Source organism: Algoriphagus marincola DSM 16067 (assembly GCF_000429405.1).
Lineage (GTDB): Bacteria > Bacteroidota > Bacteroidia > Cytophagales > Cyclobacteriaceae > Algoriphagus > Algoriphagus marincola.
Map to the genome: position 1 here is coordinate 291,061 of NZ_KE386898.1, position 19,808 is coordinate 310,868.

At 42.9% G+C, this 19,808-nt stretch carries 13 protein-coding genes; 11 read left to right on the top strand and 2 right to left on the bottom strand.

Annotation, left to right across the window (positions count from 1 at the left end; genetic code table 11):
- The first annotated feature begins 5 nt into the window (after nt 1-5).
- On the top strand, nt 6-641 hold the full coding sequence (locus G457_RS0118300) for an AlbA family DNA-binding domain-containing protein (RefSeq protein ID WP_026947744.1): 636 nt from the start codon (nt 6-8) through the stop codon (nt 639-641).
- Here G457_RS0118300 and G457_RS0118305 read toward each other — a convergent pair.
- Nucleotides 625-1,548, bottom strand: a complete 924-nt coding sequence (locus G457_RS0118305; RefSeq protein ID WP_026947745.1) for a 1-aminocyclopropane-1-carboxylate deaminase/D-cysteine desulfhydrase — start codon at nt 1,546-1,548, stop codon at nt 625-627. The two genes, G457_RS0118300 and G457_RS0118305, sit on opposite strands and share 17 nt — an antisense overlap.
- A gap of 46 nt (nt 1,549-1,594) precedes the next feature.
- Between G457_RS0118305 and G457_RS0118310 the strand changes: the two genes are divergently transcribed.
- Complete coding sequence (locus G457_RS0118310) at nt 1,595-2,632, top strand: RluA family pseudouridine synthase (RefSeq protein ID WP_026947746.1); 1,038 nt, start codon at nt 1,595-1,597, stop codon at nt 2,630-2,632.
- A gap of 1,034 nt (nt 2,633-3,666) precedes the next feature.
- Complete coding sequence (locus G457_RS0118320) at nt 3,667-8,010, top strand: AsmA family protein (protein ID WP_026947747.1); 4,344 nt, start codon at nt 3,667-3,669, stop codon at nt 8,008-8,010.
- Between the two features lie 105 nt (nt 8,011-8,115).
- On the opposite strand, the gene G457_RS0118325 is transcribed toward G457_RS0118320, so the two are convergent.
- Nucleotides 8,116-9,777 (bottom strand): LVIVD repeat-containing protein, encoded by a 1,662-nt coding sequence (locus G457_RS0118325; protein ID WP_248602880.1) that lies wholly within the window; start codon nt 9,775-9,777, stop codon nt 8,116-8,118.
- Nucleotides 9,778-10,474: 697 nt separating this feature from the next.
- Here G457_RS0118325 and htpG point away from each other — a divergent pair.
- The 8 genes from htpG to cobA all read left to right on the top strand — a co-directional run bounded on the left by htpG (nt 10,475) and on the right by cobA (nt 19,588).
- The gene (gene htpG / locus G457_RS0118330) at nt 10,475-12,364 is read left to right on the top strand and encodes a molecular chaperone HtpG (protein WP_026947749.1); all 1,890 of its coding nucleotides are present in this window, start codon (nt 10,475-10,477) and stop codon (nt 12,362-12,364) included.
- 142 nt (nt 12,365-12,506) lie between these two features.
- Nucleotides 12,507-12,920 carry an RrF2 family transcriptional regulator gene (locus tag G457_RS0118335; protein ID WP_026947750.1) on the top strand — a complete coding sequence of 138 codons (414 nt, stop codon included), beginning with the start codon at nt 12,507-12,509 and terminating at the stop codon, nt 12,918-12,920.
- A 76-nt stretch (nt 12,921-12,996) separates the two neighbouring features.
- Nucleotides 12,997-13,275: a DUF2061 domain-containing protein gene (locus G457_RS0118340; RefSeq protein ID WP_026947751.1), complete on the top strand. Its 279-nt coding sequence runs from the start codon at nt 12,997-12,999 to the stop codon at nt 13,273-13,275.
- The gene (locus G457_RS0118345) at nt 13,247-13,948 is read left to right on the top strand and encodes a phosphoadenylyl-sulfate reductase (protein ID WP_026947752.1); all 702 of its coding nucleotides are present in this window, start codon (nt 13,247-13,249) and stop codon (nt 13,946-13,948) included. The genes G457_RS0118340 and G457_RS0118345 overlap by 29 nt, the downstream gene beginning before the upstream one ends.
- Before the next feature lie 198 nt (nt 13,949-14,146).
- The gene (gene cysD, locus G457_RS0118350; RefSeq protein ID WP_026947753.1) at nt 14,147-15,046 is read left to right on the top strand and encodes a sulfate adenylyltransferase subunit CysD; all 900 of its coding nucleotides are present in this window, start codon (nt 14,147-14,149) and stop codon (nt 15,044-15,046) included.
- A 219-nt stretch (nt 15,047-15,265) separates the two neighbouring features.
- Nucleotides 15,266-16,525: a sulfate adenylyltransferase subunit 1 gene (locus G457_RS0118355; RefSeq protein ID WP_035484267.1), complete on the top strand. Its 1,260-nt coding sequence runs from the start codon at nt 15,266-15,268 to the stop codon at nt 16,523-16,525.
- Nucleotides 16,526-16,709: 184 nt separating this feature from the next.
- On the top strand, nt 16,710-18,809 hold the full coding sequence (locus G457_RS0118360) for a HEPN domain-containing protein (protein ID WP_026947755.1): 2,100 nt from the start codon (nt 16,710-16,712) through the stop codon (nt 18,807-18,809).
- On the top strand, nt 18,806-19,588 hold the full coding sequence (gene cobA / locus G457_RS0118365) for a uroporphyrinogen-III C-methyltransferase (protein ID WP_026947756.1): 783 nt from the start codon (nt 18,806-18,808) through the stop codon (nt 19,586-19,588). The genes G457_RS0118360 and cobA overlap by 4 nt, the downstream gene beginning before the upstream one ends.
- The last annotated feature ends 220 nt before the right edge of the window (nt 19,589-19,808 follow it).

The window sequence follows — 19,808 nt, forward strand, 5'->3', positions numbered from 1 at the left end:
ACATTATGACACTTCAAGAGGTCAAAAGACTTGCTGCTCAGGGCGAGGGGCTTCGACTGGAATTTAAAAAGAAGGTCGCCTTTCCGGAAAAAATTGTCCGGGAGCTTATTGCCCTTGCCAATACCGAAGGCGGTAAATTGCTTTTGGGTGTTGATGATGATGGGACAGTCAGTGGGCAGCGCTTTATCGAAGAGGAAGTGTTTGTCTTAAAGCGGGCTATTCAAGATTATATTCTCCCCAGCTTTGAGTATGAAGTGGAGATGATCAAAATCAACGAGAAGAAGGGAGTGGCTATTTTTGATATCCCAAAAAGTAATGGTAATGCTTACCACTTAATGGATGGAAATCGGAAAAAAGCCTACATCCGGGTCGAAGACAGAAGTGTGCAGGCCAGTCGGGAAGTCTGGGAAATTCTCAAACGTCGACATCATCAGCGAGATATTGTTTTTACTTACGGCCCAAAAGAGGAAAAGCTGATGCGGGTTTTGGGAGAAAATGGAAAAGTAACCCTTCGCGAATACATCAGAGAGGCGAAGCTTCCAAAATTTCTAGCCAGTAAAACCTTGGTGAGATTGGTTTTGGCAAATGTCTTGGAAATTCACCCGGAAGAGTCTGAGGACTATTTTACCTTGAAAGAGTAGGGAGCTTGATTCCTGTTTGAAAAGTAAACCCTTCATTTCCCTGTAAGCCACCCGAGTGAATGGCTAAAATTTTTGACCCTCTCGGGAAATAACCCTTTCCAATCAAGTCCCAAATCCCTGTAAGCATCTTTCCGGTGTAAATTGGATCAATGATTATCCCGAATGTCTCATAAAACCACCAAATAAAATCGATTAGGGATTGTCTGTATTTGGCATAGCCACCAAAATGGTAGTCCGTGAATATTTGATTTTGATTGCTAAGATCAACCTCAAACATCTTACTCAGATCAGCCACTTCTTTGTGAATGAATTCACCCTTCAAAGCGGAGAAACCCAAAATTTTTTGTCCAAGGCTAGCTGATTGAATCAAACCCAAGAAGGTACCTGCAGTACCAATAGAAGTTCCGATATGAGTAAAGCTTTCATCCTCATCCGAAAGTATGTCACTGGTGCCTCGTATGGCTTCTGCATTGGTTCCACCCTCCGGAATAAGATAAAATTCCCCAAACTTTTTCTTCAAACCCTTGATGAAACCCTCCTCCTTTTTTCTTCTAAAATCTTCTCGATTCACGTAGTGAAGCTGCATCCCTTTTTCTGTAGCAGCTTTCAGGGTAGGATTTAACGGTAAAGTTTCTTCACCACGAATGATACCAATAGATTTTATCCCAAGAGCAAATGCCGCTTGGGATACTGCATGAATATGATTGGAATAAGCACCGCCAAAGGTTAGGAGTGTATGATGATCTTCAGCTTGAGCTTTTGCTAAGTTGTATTTGAGCTTGAAAAATTTATTTCCTGGTACCAAGTCATGGATCAAGTCCAAGCGTTTAATGGATAGTTCGATCCCTTTTTCTTCTAAAAGAGGATGATCTAAAGGCTGATTAACAATGGGATTGGGCCTTAGCATACTTGAATTTTGAGAAAGTTAAGTTACTTCCGTGTATTTTTACAGGATGAATCAGCAACCCGAAGAGGAATTTGAGGACGAGGAAGTAGCAGCCCTTTACGAACATTACCATATCAAGGTAGACAAAGGACAATCTCCGATCCGTATTGACAAATTCCTCACCGAGAAAGTGGCTTTCGCAACGCGTAATAAAGTGCAGCAGGCCATAGACAATAGCTTCGTGCTTGTCAATGGCCAATCTACCAAAGCAAATTACAAGATCAAGCCACTGGATGAGATCCGAGTCATGTTTCCACAAGAACCACGGGATACCGAGGTAATTCCTGAAAATATTCCCTTGGATATCGTCTACGAAGATACGGATTTGCTGGTAGTCAATAAACCTGCCGGAATGGTAGTTCATCCAGCACATGGCAACTGGTCGGGTACATTGGTGAATGGGCTGGTTTATCATTTTCAGCAACTTCCCGAGATGAAGGGGAATGTGGGCCGACCCGGATTGGTTCATCGAATCGATAAGGATACCTCTGGCCTTCTGGTGATCGCGAAGAAAGAAGAGGCCATGACGCATCTTGCGGCGCAGTTTTATCATCATACCATTGAGCGAAAATACATAGCCTTAGTCTGGGGCGAGATGGAGGAGAAGTCAGGGACCATCACCGGCCATGTAGGAAGAAGTGCCAAAGACCGGAAAATAATGGACGTCTTTCCTGATGGAAGTCAGGGAAAACATGCCGTAACCCATTGGGAAGTAATCAATAATCTACGTTATGTCAGTTTGATTTCCTGTCAGCTCGAAACCGGAAGAACACATCAAATCCGTGCTCACATGAAATATCTGGGGCATCCCTTATTCAGCGATGCAATGTATGGTGGGGATAAAATCCGGAAAGGGACTCAGTTTTCAAAGTATAAGTCTTTCGTAGAGAATTGTTTTCAAATCATGCCAAGACAAGCTCTTCATGCAAAGTCCTTAGGCTTCAAGCATCCCCGTACTGGAGAGAACATGTATTTCGAAGCGCCACTACCGGAAGATTTTTCGGCTGTATTAGCTAAGTGGGAGCATTATGTACAATATGAATAGGCTGTTGATTTTTTAAAAATCTGATTTTTCTTAGTAATCCCTCTTATTAAAACCTCCCGTATCTAGATGATAATTAGCGAGTTGGTGCCCAGAATCTGATATCGATCTGAATGAATACCCCATTTCTATAAAAAATATTCATTGAAAATAAGTCAAAAATAAGACTGGAATCAGTTTCAATTTTAACGAATTGATATATTTAAAACGATTTCATTAAATAAAATGTAAATTTTTTATAAAATTTTTAGATTATTTTCAAAAAAGAATCCTTTTGCTGTATATTTGAAACAGTCAAACGGCTAAAAGTTCTAGTATCATACTGTAGGATGTTGAAATTGGCAGACAAGCCCTCCTGTCTCGGGGGTGGAGATGAAAGGACAAAGCATTTATCGAGCTCGTGAATGCCTAACTTCTCCGTGGAGGTTCGAATCCTTCTCCTACAGCAGGTTATTTTGGGTTTATTGTTAATTGATTAAAACCATGAAATTGTTTTTCATGGTTTTTTTTTTGCCCCTAGGTCTCAGATTTCTTAGTTGAATTGAAGATTTGTTAATGAAGCTTTGATTTTTAGATATTCTATTTTTGAAACTATATCAAAAACAGCTATTAAATAAAAATAATGTAAAAAATTAGAAAAATTTTTGCAAAAAGGGTAATAAAAGGATCATTTTATTAATTTTGAATCATCAAGAGTTAGCAATTGAAATATCGCAAAACGATGCGATCTATACTTGAAAAGCGGCGCGTAAGCAATGGAGACAGACGACTTTTTCGACTGTAAGTTATTCGCCGCTTCTTTTCTGAATTAAATGACCAAAGGTCACCAAGATATAATCCTGTAGGATGTTGAAATTGGCAGACAAGCCCTCCTGTCTCGGGGGTGGAGATAAGGGAAAAAGCATGGCTCAAACCGGACTATCGCCTAACTGCTCCGTGGAGGTTCGAATCCTTCTCCTACAGCAAAAAGCAGCAAGAAATTGCTGCTTTTTTAATTTTTAGAGCGGATTTAGTTATTTTTCACAAAATACATCAGCATGATCAAAGGAATACGAGATAAACTCAGCCATCATCCTCGGCGTAAGCGGGTTTTGCGGTTTTTGATCTATCTCCTGCTCAGTCTTCTCTTTTTGGAGTTCTTTTTTTATTTCGGTTCCAATCTCCTTTTTCTTAATTGGGCGCGGACAAAAGTTAATGAAGCAACAGGGGGAGTCTATCAGGTAGAGTTTAATCGTTTGAATTTTTCACTGTTTCGACGTGGAGTATTCCTAAATGGGATCGTCCTTCGTCCGGATCCCAATACTGCTGCCAATGAAAATCAAGTCTTGTTTGATTTTCAATTGGATGAATTGGGAATTAGTAATCTCTGGTTTGATTGGGATCAAAAAATCCTGGAAGTAGGAAATATTCGTCTTGAGAATCCGAATCTTTCACTTCAACTTCCTCCTGAATTGGAAGAAAGCGATTCTCTGGACCAAGAAGAAGTGTCAGCAGTACGCCGACTTGAAAATGAAATCAAAAAGAGTATTGATAAGTTGATCTTTGGTGGGGTGATTATCGATGAAATCTTGATCGCCGACGCAGACTTGTTCTTTTTTAACTTTCTCAGTAAAAAATCCATCAATGCCAAGAATACCAGTCTCCATGTATTTGATGTGGATTGGAGCGAATCTGGAGACTGGCTTACCCCGTTCAATGCCAAAGGTTTTGAGTTTGAACTGGAACAAGTGGAGTTTTCACTGCCGGATAAGGTTCATACCATTTTTGCCGAAAAAGCCTTTGTTACCTCATTGGATAGCCGTATTTCAGTTGAGAAGTTTTCCCTAAAACCTGATAAAACTATAGACGCGCCTGTCTATTATGAGCTTTTCCTTGATGAATTACGGATAGGGAATGTGGATTTAAACCGTGCTTTCAGACAATCTGAGCTGGAAATTGATGAGGTTATTCTAAACATGCCCTCCGTTCAAGTTACCAGAAATGAAAATCTCGGGAAAAGTGTCCAAAAGAGTGGTGACCTCAATGAATTGATTGATGGGTTGCTTAAGTCTATTTATATAAAAGAACTGTCTGTTCGCGAGGGTGATTTTTTGACTGGGGGACTTTTGGATAGTCTTCATAACCGGATAGAGGCAGGCCAAGTAGAGTTCAAGATGGTTGAATTCTATCTAGGTGAGAATCAGGAGAGAAGACAGAATCAATTTTTTTATGGGAAAGATGCTGCCATGGAATTGGGGGGATTTGTCCTTTACCTATCGGATGATTATCACCTAATTCGGGGTGAGAAAGTAATGGCTAGTTCCTTTTTGGACCGAATCGAGGTGTCAGGATTTGAGCTAGTCGAGAGGCAGGAAATAAACTCTGACATAGTTCCCAATCAGCGGTTTGATATCAAGCTTGAGACCGTGGAGATGGAGGCTGCTGAATTGAAAAAGCTCTACAACGAGGGGATATTGGATGTAGATCGAATTGCCTTAGTCGCACCTGAAGTGGAAATCACGGATCTACGAAAGGCTAGCTCAGATGAAGTCAAAAAAGTGAGGAGGAATATCTGGGAAGGGTATTTGTCAGAGGCAAATATTGGGAATTTTGACTTGATTGATGGTCGGGTCCAATTCAAGAATGCAACAGGATTAAGATCGGATGATGTAGCCTTTGAGCGTATCAGTTTGAGCCTTGAGGATGTCAAAGTGTCACTGGATTCCGTGCTTGAAATCCAAGATGCCTTTCTGGCTGAAGAAGTGGTCTTGAGTTTGGATAAGTATCGACTCAAGCTTCGGGATAATCTTCACGTTTTCGAAGCAGGGGAGGTGATTGTCGATTCGAAGCGTGACTTGATTGAGTTAAAAGACTTTACCTTGAGACCGGAAAATCCTGAGAATATTTCGGATGTTTTGGATGCCTATGGTAAAAGTGTTGCATTAAATTTCAAGGTTCCCAGCTTTCAGGTTAGAGGAGTTGATATCAGGGCAGCCCTGCTGGAAGAGAGATTGGATATAAGAGAGATTTTTGTCCTTGGCCCCGAGTTTGACTATAGAAAATATCGAAAAACATCTGAATCTTCCCGAGGGGACGGGCCAAGTTCTGTGGATGATTTTCAGGGACTTCTTTCTTCTTATTTCAGGTCAGTTTCTATTGATTCGGTCCGATTTGAAGAAGGGAAGCTTGACTTTTTTGATTTTTCTGGAAGAAGGGAAATCAGTTTTTCCGAAGAGGATCTATCCCTTTACCTGAAGAATTTTTACTTCGAAGAAGGAATGGAAAACGATACTTCTAAAACCTTCTTTTCTGATGAAATCATTCTTGATTTGGCGGATTACTCCTTTGTTCTAGCCCAGGGTGATTATGATGTGACGACTAATCACCTTCAATTTGATACCAAGAAAAAGCGTCTTTCAATCGATACACTGACACTCATTCCAGGTGAAAATCTTTCCAGTAAAATCGCCTTGTCCTTGCAGCTTCCGATGGTGGAGTTCGATGGGGTAGATCTAGAAGATTTTTTATTCAATGATCGTCTTGAGCTCAATCGTCTTCGGGTGAATGGAAGCTCGATTAATTTGGAAGTTAATCCGGATTATATTCGCAATGCGGGCGAACAGGCAAGAAGAAACCAAGCGAGAAGCGAAAGAAGGGTGCTAAAGGAGGTAAGCATAGAGGAAGTAATTGCCACTAATTCTAATTTTAACCTGCTCTATCGGTACGGGCAAAGGGGGGAGCAATCCATCAATACTGATTTTGATCTGTCTATTCAGGATTTGAATTTAGGTGAAGAGATGGACCTGAGGCGTGATGCTTCTCAGCTCTTCGGACAGTTGGCCATTTCTCTCAATGAGTTTCAATTCAATCTCCCAGATAGTATTCATCAACTGGTATTTTCCAATCTTTCTTTTGATAGTGAAAAAGATGAGACTGTTCTTTCTGGCATCACGATAGCTCCGATCGATCGCTTGAATAAAACGCCCTTTTTTCTGGAAGGTAGCATAGCTGAAATCGGTATTTCCAATAATGATTTGAGTCTCATTCAGGAAACCGGTGTATTTGATATTGAAAAGCTTCGTATCTCTCAACCTAAGCTAAGTGTCATTCGGGACAAAGATGCTCCAAAGATCAAGAAAGAATTCAAATCAAATGAAGCTGATTCGGTAGGTTTGATCCAGTCCATTCTCCTTCAGTCCATAGAAATACAAGAAGGACAAATAAAAATTGAAGACCTAAACACGGGAGCGATCAATGGACTAGGCTTCAATGAGGTCAATGCAGAAATCAATGCATTGAATTGGAATCTGACCCAAATGGGGGATGTAAAGATCCTTGAATCACTTTTAGAAAGTAAATCTTTTCTTTCATTCGGGGATTATGAGATTTTCACCAAAGACAGTATGGAGTCTATTCGTGTGGGAAAAGTAGTTTTTGATGGAGAGAATTTTGAAATGGATCAGGTTCGCTATGCGCCGACTATGGGGCGCTATGCCTATTTGAGAGAAAAAGGCTTCCAAACGGATGCGGTAGATTTAAATATCGACCGGCTTAGAATAGAAGGGATTGACTATTCTGCCTACTTTGTGGATGGGCTGATTAAAGCTAGGAAATTCAGAGGCGATGATTTTCGACTGGATATTTTCCGCGATAAGCGACTTCCATTGCCAGAAAATGTCTATAAACCCATGCCTCAGGTTTTGCTAAGTCAAGCACCTGTATCGGTACTTTTGGATACAGTGGTTTTAGAGAATGGTCGAATCCGCTACCAGGAATTTACGGAAGGTTCTCAGCTTCCCGGACAGATAGTCTTTGAGGAAGTGGCCGCAGGAATCGCGCCGGCAGCTACCAGTACTGAAGGATCATCATACCCATTGAAGGAATTGGATTTGATTGCAACTGCTAAGCTGATGGGAGAGGGGGAAATCAATCTTCAAAGCCGTCTATTTTTCGAAGATCCCTATCCCATGGATGTAACGCTGCAGCTCGGTGCTATGCCTTTGGAAAAGTTGAATGGGATATTGGCAAAAGGGGCATTTCTAAATACTCGAGAAGATGCCCGTGTAGTGATGGGAGATTGGAGTTTTCGGCTAGATGATGATGAAGCTATCGGAAAAATGCGCTTTCATTATGAGGATTTGAAAATTGATTTTCTGGACTCACTGACTTTGGAAAAAGGAAAAGGCAAGCTGGCCTTAATGAGTTTTCTGGGGAATACCTTGATCAAAAATAACAACCCGCGGAAACTTTTCGGGAATACGGTTCTATCTGATATTTACTTCAAAAGAGACACGACAAAGTTTGTGTTCAGCACTTGGTGGAAAGCTACTCTAAGTGGCCTCAAGGGTTCGGTTGGACTGGGACAGCCGGCTATACCGGTTCGGAAAGAAGACGAGGAGTAATCGTCCTTTTGGAGGATCTAAACCATTTCTTTGATAAAAAAATCCCGTTTTGAACAGAATTGAATTCCTGCCCAAAACGGGATTTTGCAGATTTAATGAAATGCTTTAGTCCAGCTTTCCTTCGGTGTCTTTAAAATCTCCAATTACTCTTGCACCGCTATTGATTTGAACATCACCGTAGATGGTGATGACATTATCTTCACCGACAAACTCTAAGGTAGCTCCGCTATTTAGTCTCAAATCGCCGTAGATTACCGTGCTTCCTGTCAATCGAAGTGTTGAATTACTATTAACATTGATGCTGGTGTTTTTGCGATACTGGCCAAAGGCAAAGGATCCTACTACATGCATCAATCCATTGCTATTGATATTGAGGTTATTCTCAATGGCCAAGGATCCACAGAATAGAAACTCCCCGCCGATATTTACATTTTTCAATTGAGCAGAACCGCTATAGGCTGCTTTTTCATTTCCGTTGATGTTGAGATTGGAATTTCCACGATAAGGATCCAAGCCTTCGCAACTAACTCCTGAGCCTTCATCATCCTCATCGTCGTCGTCATCATCATACTTTTTGATTTTTAGAATTTGAATACCTCCATTTCCTGTAGCCACGAAGATAAACTCGTCCTCAAAACGGACGAAATTTGACGAACCGTCAAGATCCAAAACTCCATACAGTTCTATATCATCCTCATCGTCTACATCGGCGATAGAGATTCCCGCAGCCCCGTTTGCCATGAATAGTAGCTCATCGTCCACAGAAACAGCATTTGTAACCACATCACCCGGCTCTACATTCTCTGGGTTGATGGGAATAGCAACTAGGCTTTCTTCCTGACCATTTGACATTCGATAGATACCGGCTCCATTTCTTCCCTTTGCGATATAAAGATACCCGTCTTCAATATCGATAGTTCGCTTGGCTTGGGCTTCATCTGACTCGGTATTGATGCTACTAACCTCGCTCAATGAGTTGGCATTAAGAACTAAAGCTCCCGACGTTCCATCCAAAATTGCAATGCGATTGTCTTCGTGGGCAACACTTCTCAAGTCACCGCTTTCACGCTCTTCAAGTTTGACAAAGCTCCGGTCAAAAAGTGTCAAGGCACCATCGCTACCACTGACAATAGCGGTAAACTGACTGCTGGCAGTGACATCAGTGGCCACAAATCCAGGGACTGAAAAATATCGGAAATCAGAAGTAAACTGTCCATCAGAGACACTTACCACTCCAAGATTGGCAGGGCCATCGACATCCATCTGATCGATATCCATTCCCATGGCTAGGAACAATAACCCGTCTCGATATTCTACTGCGCTGACATCAGCATGCTTGAAAATCACTTGTGAGACTATCTTTGGTTTGTAGGCATCAGAAATATCTATGATTTCTACAGCGCCAAGAAATGTCGGTCCGGCAGTATTGTACGCCACATAAGCGTACTCATCATCAATATCTACATGGGTGGCCTGTAGTGTATTGCCTTCATATACTGGAGAGGAAGCTTGGGATACAAGTACAAGAGATATTTTCTCAGCATCATCATCATCCAAAACTCTCCCCGAAGGATTAGATGGAGCGGTGATTCCTATCACGCCTCCGCCCTCAAGGCTTAGACGTTGACTCAACTCATCGGAGTTGGTATTGATAAGTACAGTTGGGTCCGACGGGTTTTCAATCGGATCATTACATGCAAAAATCGTAGCTGTCATAAACGCTGCGAGTAGCAAAGCATTTATTTTACTGTTATGTTTTGATTTCATGTCTTGTAAAATGTTTTTTGTAATTATATAAATGAAATATAAAATTCAGCTTTTTTATTATTGATTATAAATTATTTAAAATCGCTCGAATATAAATTAAGTTAATTATATAATCCAAAAATTATTTTATATAAAATTTTAAATATTTTAGCATGCGTATATTTCATAACTATTATTTTGTTGTTTGTTGATAAATCAATGTTAGTAAATTGATTTTTGAGTAATTAGGCATTTTTTTCAAAATCCTGAATAAAAAAATTAGCCTTCATTGATACCACAGACGATCCTACCATAGGGTCCCAGTCTGTGGCGGTCCTAAGCCAAAAGAGAGAACTCCAGGATACTAGCCCTTTTATTCCCGCTGATTTCGGAGATAACGAATACCATCATTTTATTTACCAAAACAGAAAATTTCCTGATGATCGATTTGATACTTTGCTCTTTTTTCAGTTGCCGTCTTCTGTGTCTTTATAGAGAAGACTCTACTACAGCTTTTAGGTGTTTGGAGACACAGACCGAGGCGAAACCTCCGTTATTTCACCGAACGAAGTGAGGTATATTTCGCGATGCGTGTTTCAATCGTATTTCCAATAACTATGTATTTCATTGTCTGCCATCTTGTCACTTTTTCTCAATTGGAACAGGCATTGATAATTCCCAATAGTCAATAATTGTATTCACTAAAACGATTTATACCATGCAGGAAAAAGGTACCATCTCGATTCATACCGAGAACATTTTCCCCATTATCAAAAAATTCCTCTACTCAGATCATGAGATTTTTCTTCGCGAATTGGTTTCCAATGCCGTCGATGCTACTCAGAAAATCAAGCGTTTGGCGACATTGGGTCAGTACAAAGGCGAATTGGGTGATATCACCGTGGAGGTTTCCTTCGATGAGAAAAAGAAAACCATCACCATCTCGGACAAAGGTCTTGGGATGACAGCAGAGGAGATCAAAAAGTACATCAATCAGATCGCCTTCTCCGGTGCGACTGAGTTTGTGGAGAAGTTCAAAGACGCCAAAGATGCCAATGAAATCATCGGTAAGTTTGGTTTGGGATTCTATTCTGCCTTTATGGTGGCCAAAAATGTAGAAATCCATACGCTTTCCTATCAAGACGGGGCCGAACCTGCCATTTGGACCTGTGATGGTTCGACCGAATTTGAGATCAAAAAAGGCAAACGCAAGACTCGCGGTACAGATATCATTCTTCACATCAACGAGGACTCAGAAGAGTTTCTCGACAAGTGGAAGCTGCAGGGAATTCTGGACAAATACTGCAAATTCCTGCCTGTTCCGATCAAGTTTGGCACCAAGAGCGAATCCGTAGAGGACGGTGTCGATGACAAAGGTGAGAAGAAGTGGAAATCCGTCGAAGTGGACAATATCATCAATACCACTTCCCCGATTTGGACCAAGTCGCCCAGTGATTTGAAGGATGAGGACTACTTGAATTTTTACAAGGAACTCTATCCGATGAGCGAGGATCCGCTTTTCTGGATTCACCTGAATGTGGACTATCCATTCAACTTGACCGGAGTATTGTACTTCCCAAAAGTGAAGAACGAGTTCGAATTGCAGCGCAATAAAATCAAGCTTTTCAGCCGTCAGGTATTTATAACCGACGAGGTGAAGGACATTGTGCCTGAGTTTTTGATGTTGCTTCACGGGGTAATTGATTCTCCGGATATTCCATTGAACGTATCGCGAAGCTTTTTGCAGGCGGATGGTAATGTGAAGAAGATCAATAACTACATCACCAAAAAGGTAGCTGACAAACTTTCCGAACTGTATAAAAAAGACCGGAAAGCCTATGAGGCTAAGTGGAATGACATTGGCCTTTTCGTGAAATACGGTATGATCTCGGAGGATAAGTTCTACGAGAAAGGTAAGGAATTTACTCTGCTAAAAAACACCAAGGACGAATACTTTACCCTTGACGAATACACCGAGAAAGTCAAAGCCATTCAGACCAATAAAGACGATCAGACGATTTTCTTATACGCCACAGATGTAGATAAGCAGGATAGCTTTATCGCCTCGGCCAATAAGAAAGATTACGATGTGTTAGTTTTGGATTCGCCGATCGATAGCCACTTTATTCAGCATATCGAAACCAAGCTCGACAAAACCCAATTGAAGCGTGTGGATGCCGATGTGGTGGAAAAGCTGATTCAGAAAGAAGATTCTTATGCCAACTTGCTCACCGAAGATCAAAGCAAGCAGGTGAAGGAACTCTTCGAAAAAGCGATCGATAACAAGTCCTACTCGGTAGAGATCGAAGGACTTAGCCCGGAGGAAATGCCGGTCACCATCACCATGGAAGAGTGGATGAGAAGAATGAAGGACATGGCCCAGACGGGCGGTGGAGGTCCGATGAGCTTCTATGGACAGATGCCGGATAGCTACAAAGTGGCGATTAATGGAAACCATCCCGTAGTGGACAAGATTCTGAAAGCAGAAGGCGAAGAAGCCCAATTGCAACTCGCCAAGCAAGCTTTTGATCTAGCTAAGCTTTCTCAAGGCTTGCTGACTGGAAAAGATCTGACTGCCTTTGTGAAGCGAAGTGTAGAGTTGATTTAAAACCTTTGAGGTCTCAGAGACCTCGAAGTAAAACCAATTTAATTGAGAAGGAAATTTTTCCTAAATCCCCGTCAAATCGACGGGGATTTTTTATTCCCCACTCCCGTACTAGGCTATTCCAAGAATTGGCTTATTTTTGTTTATGCTTTCCAAAAAGACCAAGTACGCCCTACACGCCCTGACTTACCTCGGCAAGCATCGGGATGAAAAAACCGTTCTGATCCATGATATTGCCGAAGAGCATGGGATCTCCCATAAGTTTCTGGAGAATATTCTGCTCGAACTCAAAAAGGCCGGTATCCTCGGCAGTAAAAAAGGAAAGGGAGGTGGCTACTACCTGATCAAAGATCCCAAGGAAATTCCGCTATCCAAAGTCATTCGACTCCTTGATGGACCCATTGCCTTGCTTCCCTGTGTCAGCCTCAACTACTACGAACCTTGCTCCGAATGCAAGGACGAGGCCACTTGCGGCATCAATAAGGTCATGATTCAAGTTCGTGATGAGACGCTTAAAATACTGGAAAACAAGACTTTAGAAGATATTTTAAAAACTTAACAAAATTTTTTCCCTATAAAGTCTATAAAAAAGATAGGGTTTATATACTTTTGCTTTCACAATTCGTGAAAAACGCATGATTCTAGACCAACCTCTTAAGAAGGTATTCGAAACCAAGCCCGGGAAAGACAGCAATCTGAAAAGCTTGCTGAAGTCCATTTCCTGGCGAATCGTCGGAACCTTAGATACCATCATCATTTCATTCATTATCACCGGTCAGTTGACGATGGCCTTGTCTATCGGTTCGGTGGAGGTGATCTCGAAGATTTTACTCTACTATCTCCATGAGCGGGTCTGGGAGTCCGCCACCAAAACCAAAACAGCAGATGCAGAAAAAGAATATGCAAGACCTTGAGAGCCGTTTAGATCAATTAAGCGCTGTTGAAGGCTTAGCGCTGATCGCGGACCTCTTTCCTGGGAAAGTAGTTTTTTCGACTTCACTGGGTCAAGAAGATCAGGTGATCACCCAGTTGATCGCTTCTCAAAATCTCCCGATTCAGATCTTTTCGCTGGATACGGGCAGATTGTTTCCGGAGACCTTGGAGCTCTTGGCACGAACTGAAAGCAAATACAAGACTCGCATCAAGGTTTACTATCCTGATCGGGAGTCTGTCGAAAGTTTGGTGACGGATATCGGAATCAATGGCTTTTATGAGTCAGTCGAAAACCGCAAATCCTGCTGCTATGTACGCAAAGTGGAGCCTTTGAAAAGAGCGCTAGCCGGGAATGAGGTCTGGGTCACCGGGCTTCGTTCTGAGCAAAGCGCCAATCGAACCTCCATGAAACGTATCGAATGGGATGAAGCCAATCAGATCTTGAAATACAATCCGCTGTTGGATTGGTCTTTTGATCAGATGATCACCTACATCGAGGAGTATAAGATTCCGTACAATCCGCTGCATGACAAAGGGTACATCAGCATCGGTTGTGCTCCCTGTACGCGAGCCATTCTTCCCGGAGAAGATCCCCGCGCCGGAAGATGGTGGTGGGAAGATTCAAAAAAGGAGTGTGGGTTGCATTCCAGATAGCTGTGGTCATTTTGCAGAAGGCAGAAGTCTGATATTGACGTCACTGCGAGTCCCGCAGGGCGAAGCAGTCTCCAAAGCGGGGAATTGTGATATAGATTGCTTCGGGCCAGCAAAATAAATTGTAATAAAGAAATGATCGTTTGGGCCCTCGCAATGACGCTCAAACACGTAAATCGCACTTCATAACTCGTAAATTCTATGTCAAACCTATTCATACCTAATCCCAAAGAAGCAGAATCGATCCATATCCTGAGAGAAGTGGCGGCGCAGTTTGAGCGTCCGGTTCTGCTTTTTTCCGGGGGAAAAGATTCCATCACCTTGGTGAGATTGGCACAAAAAGCCTTTTTCCCCGCTAAAATCCCTTTTCCACTCTTGCATGTGGATACCGGGCATAATTTTCCTGAGACCATTGAGTTCCGGGATCAACTTGTCAAGGAACTGGGCTTGGAGTTGATCGTTAGAAAAGTGCAGGACTCTATCGATCAGGGGAAAGTTCGCGAAGAAAAAGGACGCTATGCCAGCCGAAATACCCTTCAGACTACTACGCTGCTTGATGCGATCGAGGAATTTAAATTTGACGCTTGTATCGGTGGGGCAAGAAGAGATGAGGAAAAAGCCCGGGCTAAAGAGCGGGTATTTTCCGTGAGGGATGATTTTGGCCAATGGGATGAAAAAAATCAGCGTCCGGAGCTTTTCGATATGCTCAATGGGAAGATTCAGGTGGGGCAAAATGTCCGTGTATTTCCGATTTCCAATTGGACTGAGTTGGACGTTTGGGAATATATCCGAACGGAGAATATTTCAATCCCTAGCATCTACTTTGCCCATAAGCGGGAAGTGTTTTTCCGCGATGGCTTGATCTGGACCGCCAATGAGCATGTCTACCGAGAGCCTCATGAAAAAGTCATTGAAAAATGGGTTCGATTCAGGACCGTCGGAGATATGACTTGTACCGCGGCGGTGCTCTCAGAAGCGACTTCCCTGGATGATGTGGTTGCTGAAATTCGGGAATCCAGCATATCCGAGCGGGGAGCAAGAATCGACGATAAGCGATCAGAAGCGGCGATGGAAACGAGGAAGAAGGTAGGATATTTTTGATTTGGAGCGTCATTGCGAAAAGGAGGAACAGCCTGCCCCGTACGAATGTCGGGGACGACGAAGCAATCTTTAAATAAAATAGAAACACCATTGAAATACGATAGAAATAGGTCCCGCAAGCGGGACGAAATACTTGGCTTGAACCAATGGCTAATATTTCGCCGAACGCAGTGAGGCTTATTTCAAACTATTTCCACCGTATTTCAAAAAGAAGATAAAATGGACATACAAAACCGAAAACTCATCAAAATCGCCACTGCCGGGTCGGTAGATGATGGCAAAAGCACGCTGATTGGTCGTTTGCTTTATGACACGCATTCCTTGACGACGGACAAAATCGAGGCTATTGAAAGAAGTAGTAAGCAGCGGGGTTACGATTACTTGGACTTTTCGCTAGCGACCGATGGCTTGGTTGCAGAACGCGAGCAGGGAATTACCATCGACGTAGCACATATTTACTTCAATACCGATAAGACCAACTTCATCGTAGCCGATACCCCGGGTCATGTGGAGTACACCCGAAACATGGTCACAGGAGCCTCGACTTCTCAAGTCGCCATCATCCTGATCGATGCCCGGAAAGGGGTAATCGAGCAGACTTATCGACACTTTTTTATTGCCAACCTGCTCCGAATGAGCCATGTGGTGGTAGCTATCAATAAAATGGATTTGGTGGATTACAACGAAGATGTCTTTTTGAAAATCAAGTCGGATTTTGATGCTTTGGTAGTAAAAAGTGACTTTGAGGAGGAGCAAATCACCTTTATCCCTCTTTCTGCTTTGAAAGGAGAAAATGTAACCCGAAAGTCTGAACACATGCCTTGGTATGTAGGAAATACACTTTTGGATCATCTCGAAGTATTGGAACCGGAAGATCTTCAGGAAAGTACGGCAGCGAGATTTCCAGTACAATTGGTCATCCGACCAAAAACTGAAGCCTATCATGATTTCCGAGGGTTTTCGGGAAAGTTATATGGTAATTCCCTGAGTGTTGGGGACCGGGTTACCCTGCTTCCTTCAGGGACTGAATCCACGATCAAAAGCATACATTTCTTTGATCAGGAATTGGAATCGGCTTCTCCGGGTTCCTCCATTGTACTCACACTTACAGATGAGGTGGATTGTAGCCGGGGGGATATGATCGTAAAAAGCGGAGAGGCTCCGAAAAGTGAAAAGCTTGTTTCGGCTACTGTCTGTCAAGTCAATTCAAAACCTCTCCAAGTCGGTCAAAAATACACACTGCAACATGGTGTCAATCGGGTTTTGGCTAAAGTGGAGCGCATCGAGGCGAAGGTTCACGCAGACTTTTCAGGAACTGAAGATAGCGATCAATTGAAGCTCAATGATATCGGGAAGGTGCATTTCAAACTGAGTAAAGCGATTCATTTTGATGCTTACCATGAGGCAAAGCCAAACGGAGCCTTTATCTTGATTGATGAAGGAAGTTTTGATACGGTTTCGGTGGGATTTATTCAGTAACAAGACTTCAGTATCAAGACACAAGACTTCGAAATTCATCATTCGGTGTTCGATATTCGATATTTCAAAACTTCGAACCGGGAACACTGAACCTTAAACCAAAATAACCAGCCTTGACTCTGTCTTGGCTTTTTCTAAAAACATTTACCCTACTTACTCGATAGGGAAATAAAACTATTACGCTATGCAAAGCTTTCGAACCGAACTGGAAAACCCCCTTGTAGAAAAGGATATTGTTGAGTTGGAGCGAAAAATCGCGCTTTTCCAGGAGGGGAAAATCGACGAGGAGAAATTCCGTAGTCTTCGCCTTGCCCGAGGTGTCTATGGGCAGCGACAGCAAGGTGTGCAGATGGTTCGGATTAAGTTGCCTTATGGAAGAGCCACTTCTGCTCAGTTGAGACGGATTTGCAAGGTTTCGGAAGAGTACTCCACCGGAAGGCTACATATCACGACCCGACAAGATATTCAAATTCACTATGTGAGTTTGGATCGAACGCCAGAGCTTTGGGCAGAATTGGAGCGAGATGATGTCACGCTTCGCGAGGCCTGCGGCAATACGGTTCGCAATGTCACCGCCTCCGAAACTGCCGGTATCGATCCCAAGGAACCTTTTGATGTGACTCCATACGCTGATGCCACTTTCCGTTATTTCCTGAGAAATCCGATTTGCCAGGAAATGGGGAGGAAATTCAAAATGGCATTTTCTTCCTCAGATGAAGACACCGGCTTGGCTTACATGCACGATTTGGGCTTTATCCCAAAAGTGAAGGAAGTCGATGGGAAACAGGTTCGAGGGTTTAAAGTACTACTAGGAGGAGGTTTGGGTTCTCAGCCTCGACATGGAGATCTGATCACGGACTTTTTGGAGACGGAGCAGTTGATTCCCTTTATCGAAGCGGTATTGCGGATTTTTGATCGGCATGGGGAAAGGGCCCGAAGAAATAAGGCCCGGATGAAGTTTTTGATCAAGGATTTGGGAATTGAGACCTTTTTGGATTTGGTAGAAAAAGAGAAAAAAGCCCTGCCTTTTCAATCCCATCCGCTTTCCCTTGAAAATCAAGAAGAAAAACCGCTACCCAACCCCCCAAAAGTCAAAGTCAGTTCTTCTGAATTGGGTTTGGATTTTGAACTTTGGAAGCTGACCAATGTGCTCCCGCAAAAGCAAGACGGTTACGTTTCCATTGGGGTCCGAGTGCCTTTGGGAGATTTTTATCTAGATCAAGCAAGGCCTCTGGCAGATTTGGTGGAGGAATATGCCGCAGGGGAAATTCGATTTACCCTTCGACAGAATATTTTGATTCGGGATGTTCGGGAGGATTTGATTCCATTCTTTTTTCAGGAACTGAAAAAAATCAATCTGGCTCAGCGTGGCTATAATTCTCTGGGTGATATCACCGCCTGCCCCGGTACCGATACCTGCAATTTGGGGATTGCCAGCTCAACGGGAATTGCTGTAGAGCTTGAGAAAGTAATTCAAGAGGAATATCCGCAATACCTCAAAAATCAGGACTTAGTCATCAAAATCTCCGGTTGCATGAATGCCTGCGGGCAGCACAATATGGCTCATATTGGTTTTCAGGGGATGTCCATGCGTGTAGGGAAGACGGTTTTTCCGGCACTCCAGGTTCTTTTAGGTGGGGGGAATCTCGGAGATGGAAATGGGCGCTTTGCTGATAAAGTAACCAAGATTCCCAGCAAAAGAGGACCTCAGGCACTTCGGATTTTGTTGGATGATTTTGAGCAAAATGGGAATGATCTGGATTTTCTGGAATATTATGATCAGCAGGGACAAATGTATTTTTATGATTTGCTGAAAGAATTAGCAGATCCGGCCGGTTTGGAAGATTCGGATCGGATTGATTGGGGGAGAAAGGAAAATTATGAGGTAGCCGTCGGGGTGGGGGAATGTGCAGGAGTAGTGATTGACTTGGTGGCTACCCTGCTGTTGGAGGCCAAAGAAAAGCTCGACTCAGGTCAGGAAGCCCTAGAACAGGGGCGATGGTCAGACAGCATTTACCACCACTATGCCGGGCTGATCAATGCTGCCAAGGCACTTTTGCTCAGCGAAGATATCAGCACAAATAGCTATGCAAATATCATCAAGCTATTTGATGAAAAATTGGTCGATACGGGTAAAATCCAGCTGGATGGCACTTTCGCAGAGAAGGTCTATCAGATCAATCAACAGGAGCCCAGTGAAGAATTTGCCAGCGCTTATGCTAAGCAGGCTTTGGAAATCTATGGATTGCTGAAAAGCTATCGGGAAGAGGAGGTAGAGGCATGAGAGCAACGATCAATCCCAAAGTAACGCTTGTTGGTGCAGGCCCTGGGGATCCGGAATTGATGACTTTGAAAGGAATTTTGGCGCTGAATACTGCTGATGTGGTTTTGTATGATGCACTGATTGATCCTGTTTTATTGAGGCATGCACCGAAGTCAGCCATCAAAATCTTTGTTGGTAAGCGTGTAGGCAAGCATTCAAAGCCTCAGGAAGATACCAACCAACTCTGTGTGAACATGGCAAAAAAGCATGGCCATGTAGTCCGACTTAAAGGTGGTGATCCCTTCGTCTTTGGTCGGGGAGGAGAGGAAATCGAATACATCGAAGCCTTTGGTATTTCAACATCTGTCATTCCTGGAATCACTTCCGCTGTGGCTGTTCCAGCAGCAGCCGGAATTCCCGTAACCAAACGCGGTGTTTCTGAGAGTTTCTGGGTGGTGACAGGCACGACTACAGCGGGTGAGCTTTCCAGAGACTTAGCATTAGCTGCCCAGTCCACAGCCACGGTAGTAATCTTGATGGGAACCAAAAAATTGGCTGAAATTGTAAAAACCTATCAAAAGGCTGGAAAAGCCCATTTGCCGGTAGCCATTATTCAAAGTGGAACAACTCGAGAAGAAAAAATAACCGCAGGATTTATCTACGACATCGAACAAAAAGCCCAGGAAAACAAAGTCGAAGCTCCGGCAGTGATCATTGTGGGTGAGGTGGTAAGGGAAAGTATGAGACTGGCGGAGGTTTATCGTATGGCTGTTTCAACGATCAGTATGTGTTCTGAGTGATCAATTTAAAGATATGCTACGCGAGATATGGATAAGATACTAAAAGATATGTTGTCTATCTCAGCGCTAGAGGGATCTCAGTTTATCTGCGCAGCTATCTTTTTTAAGATATCCTTGGCAGTTATTGGAAGACCCTTCAAGATAACTTCTATCTCGATCCAGCCATATCCTGACTTATCTGCGAAGCTATCTTTTAAACCCTTATTAACGAAGCCTTGCT

Bases quoted from the DNA above. Each gene is read 5' to 3' on its own strand.
- htpG (WP_026947749.1), top strand. From the start codon at position 10,475: ATGCAGGAAAAAGGTACCATCTCGATTCATACCGAGAACATTTTCCCC.
- G457_RS0118360 (WP_026947755.1), top strand. From the start codon at position 16,710: ATGCAAAGCTTTCGAACCGAACTGGAAAACCCCCTTGTAGAAAAGGAT.
- G457_RS0118355 (WP_035484267.1), top strand. From the start codon at position 15,266: ATGGACATACAAAACCGAAAACTCATCAAAATCGCCACTGCCGGGTCG.
- cysD (WP_026947753.1), top strand. From the start codon at position 14,147: ATGTCAAACCTATTCATACCTAATCCCAAAGAAGCAGAATCGATCCAT.
- G457_RS0118320 (WP_026947747.1), top strand. From the start codon at position 3,667: ATGATCAAAGGAATACGAGATAAACTCAGCCATCATCCTCGGCGTAAG.
- G457_RS0118310 (WP_026947746.1), top strand. From the start codon at position 1,595: ATGAATCAGCAACCCGAAGAGGAATTTGAGGACGAGGAAGTAGCAGCC.
- cobA (WP_026947756.1), top strand. From the start codon at position 18,806: ATGAGAGCAACGATCAATCCCAAAGTAACGCTTGTTGGTGCAGGCCCT.
- G457_RS0118340 (WP_026947751.1), top strand. From the start codon at position 12,997: ATGATTCTAGACCAACCTCTTAAGAAGGTATTCGAAACCAAGCCCGGG.
- G457_RS0118345 (WP_026947752.1), top strand. From the start codon at position 13,247: ATGCAGAAAAAGAATATGCAAGACCTTGAGAGCCGTTTAGATCAATTA.
- G457_RS0118335 (WP_026947750.1), top strand. From the start codon at position 12,507: ATGCTTTCCAAAAAGACCAAGTACGCCCTACACGCCCTGACTTACCTC.
- G457_RS0118305 (WP_026947745.1), bottom strand. From the start codon at position 1,548: ATGCTAAGGCCCAATCCCATTGTTAATCAGCCTTTAGATCATCCTCTT.
- G457_RS0118325 (WP_248602880.1), bottom strand. From the start codon at position 9,777: ATGAAATCAAAACATAACAGTAAAATAAATGCTTTGCTACTCGCAGCG.
- G457_RS0118300 (WP_026947744.1), top strand. From the start codon at position 6: ATGACACTTCAAGAGGTCAAAAGACTTGCTGCTCAGGGCGAGGGGCTT.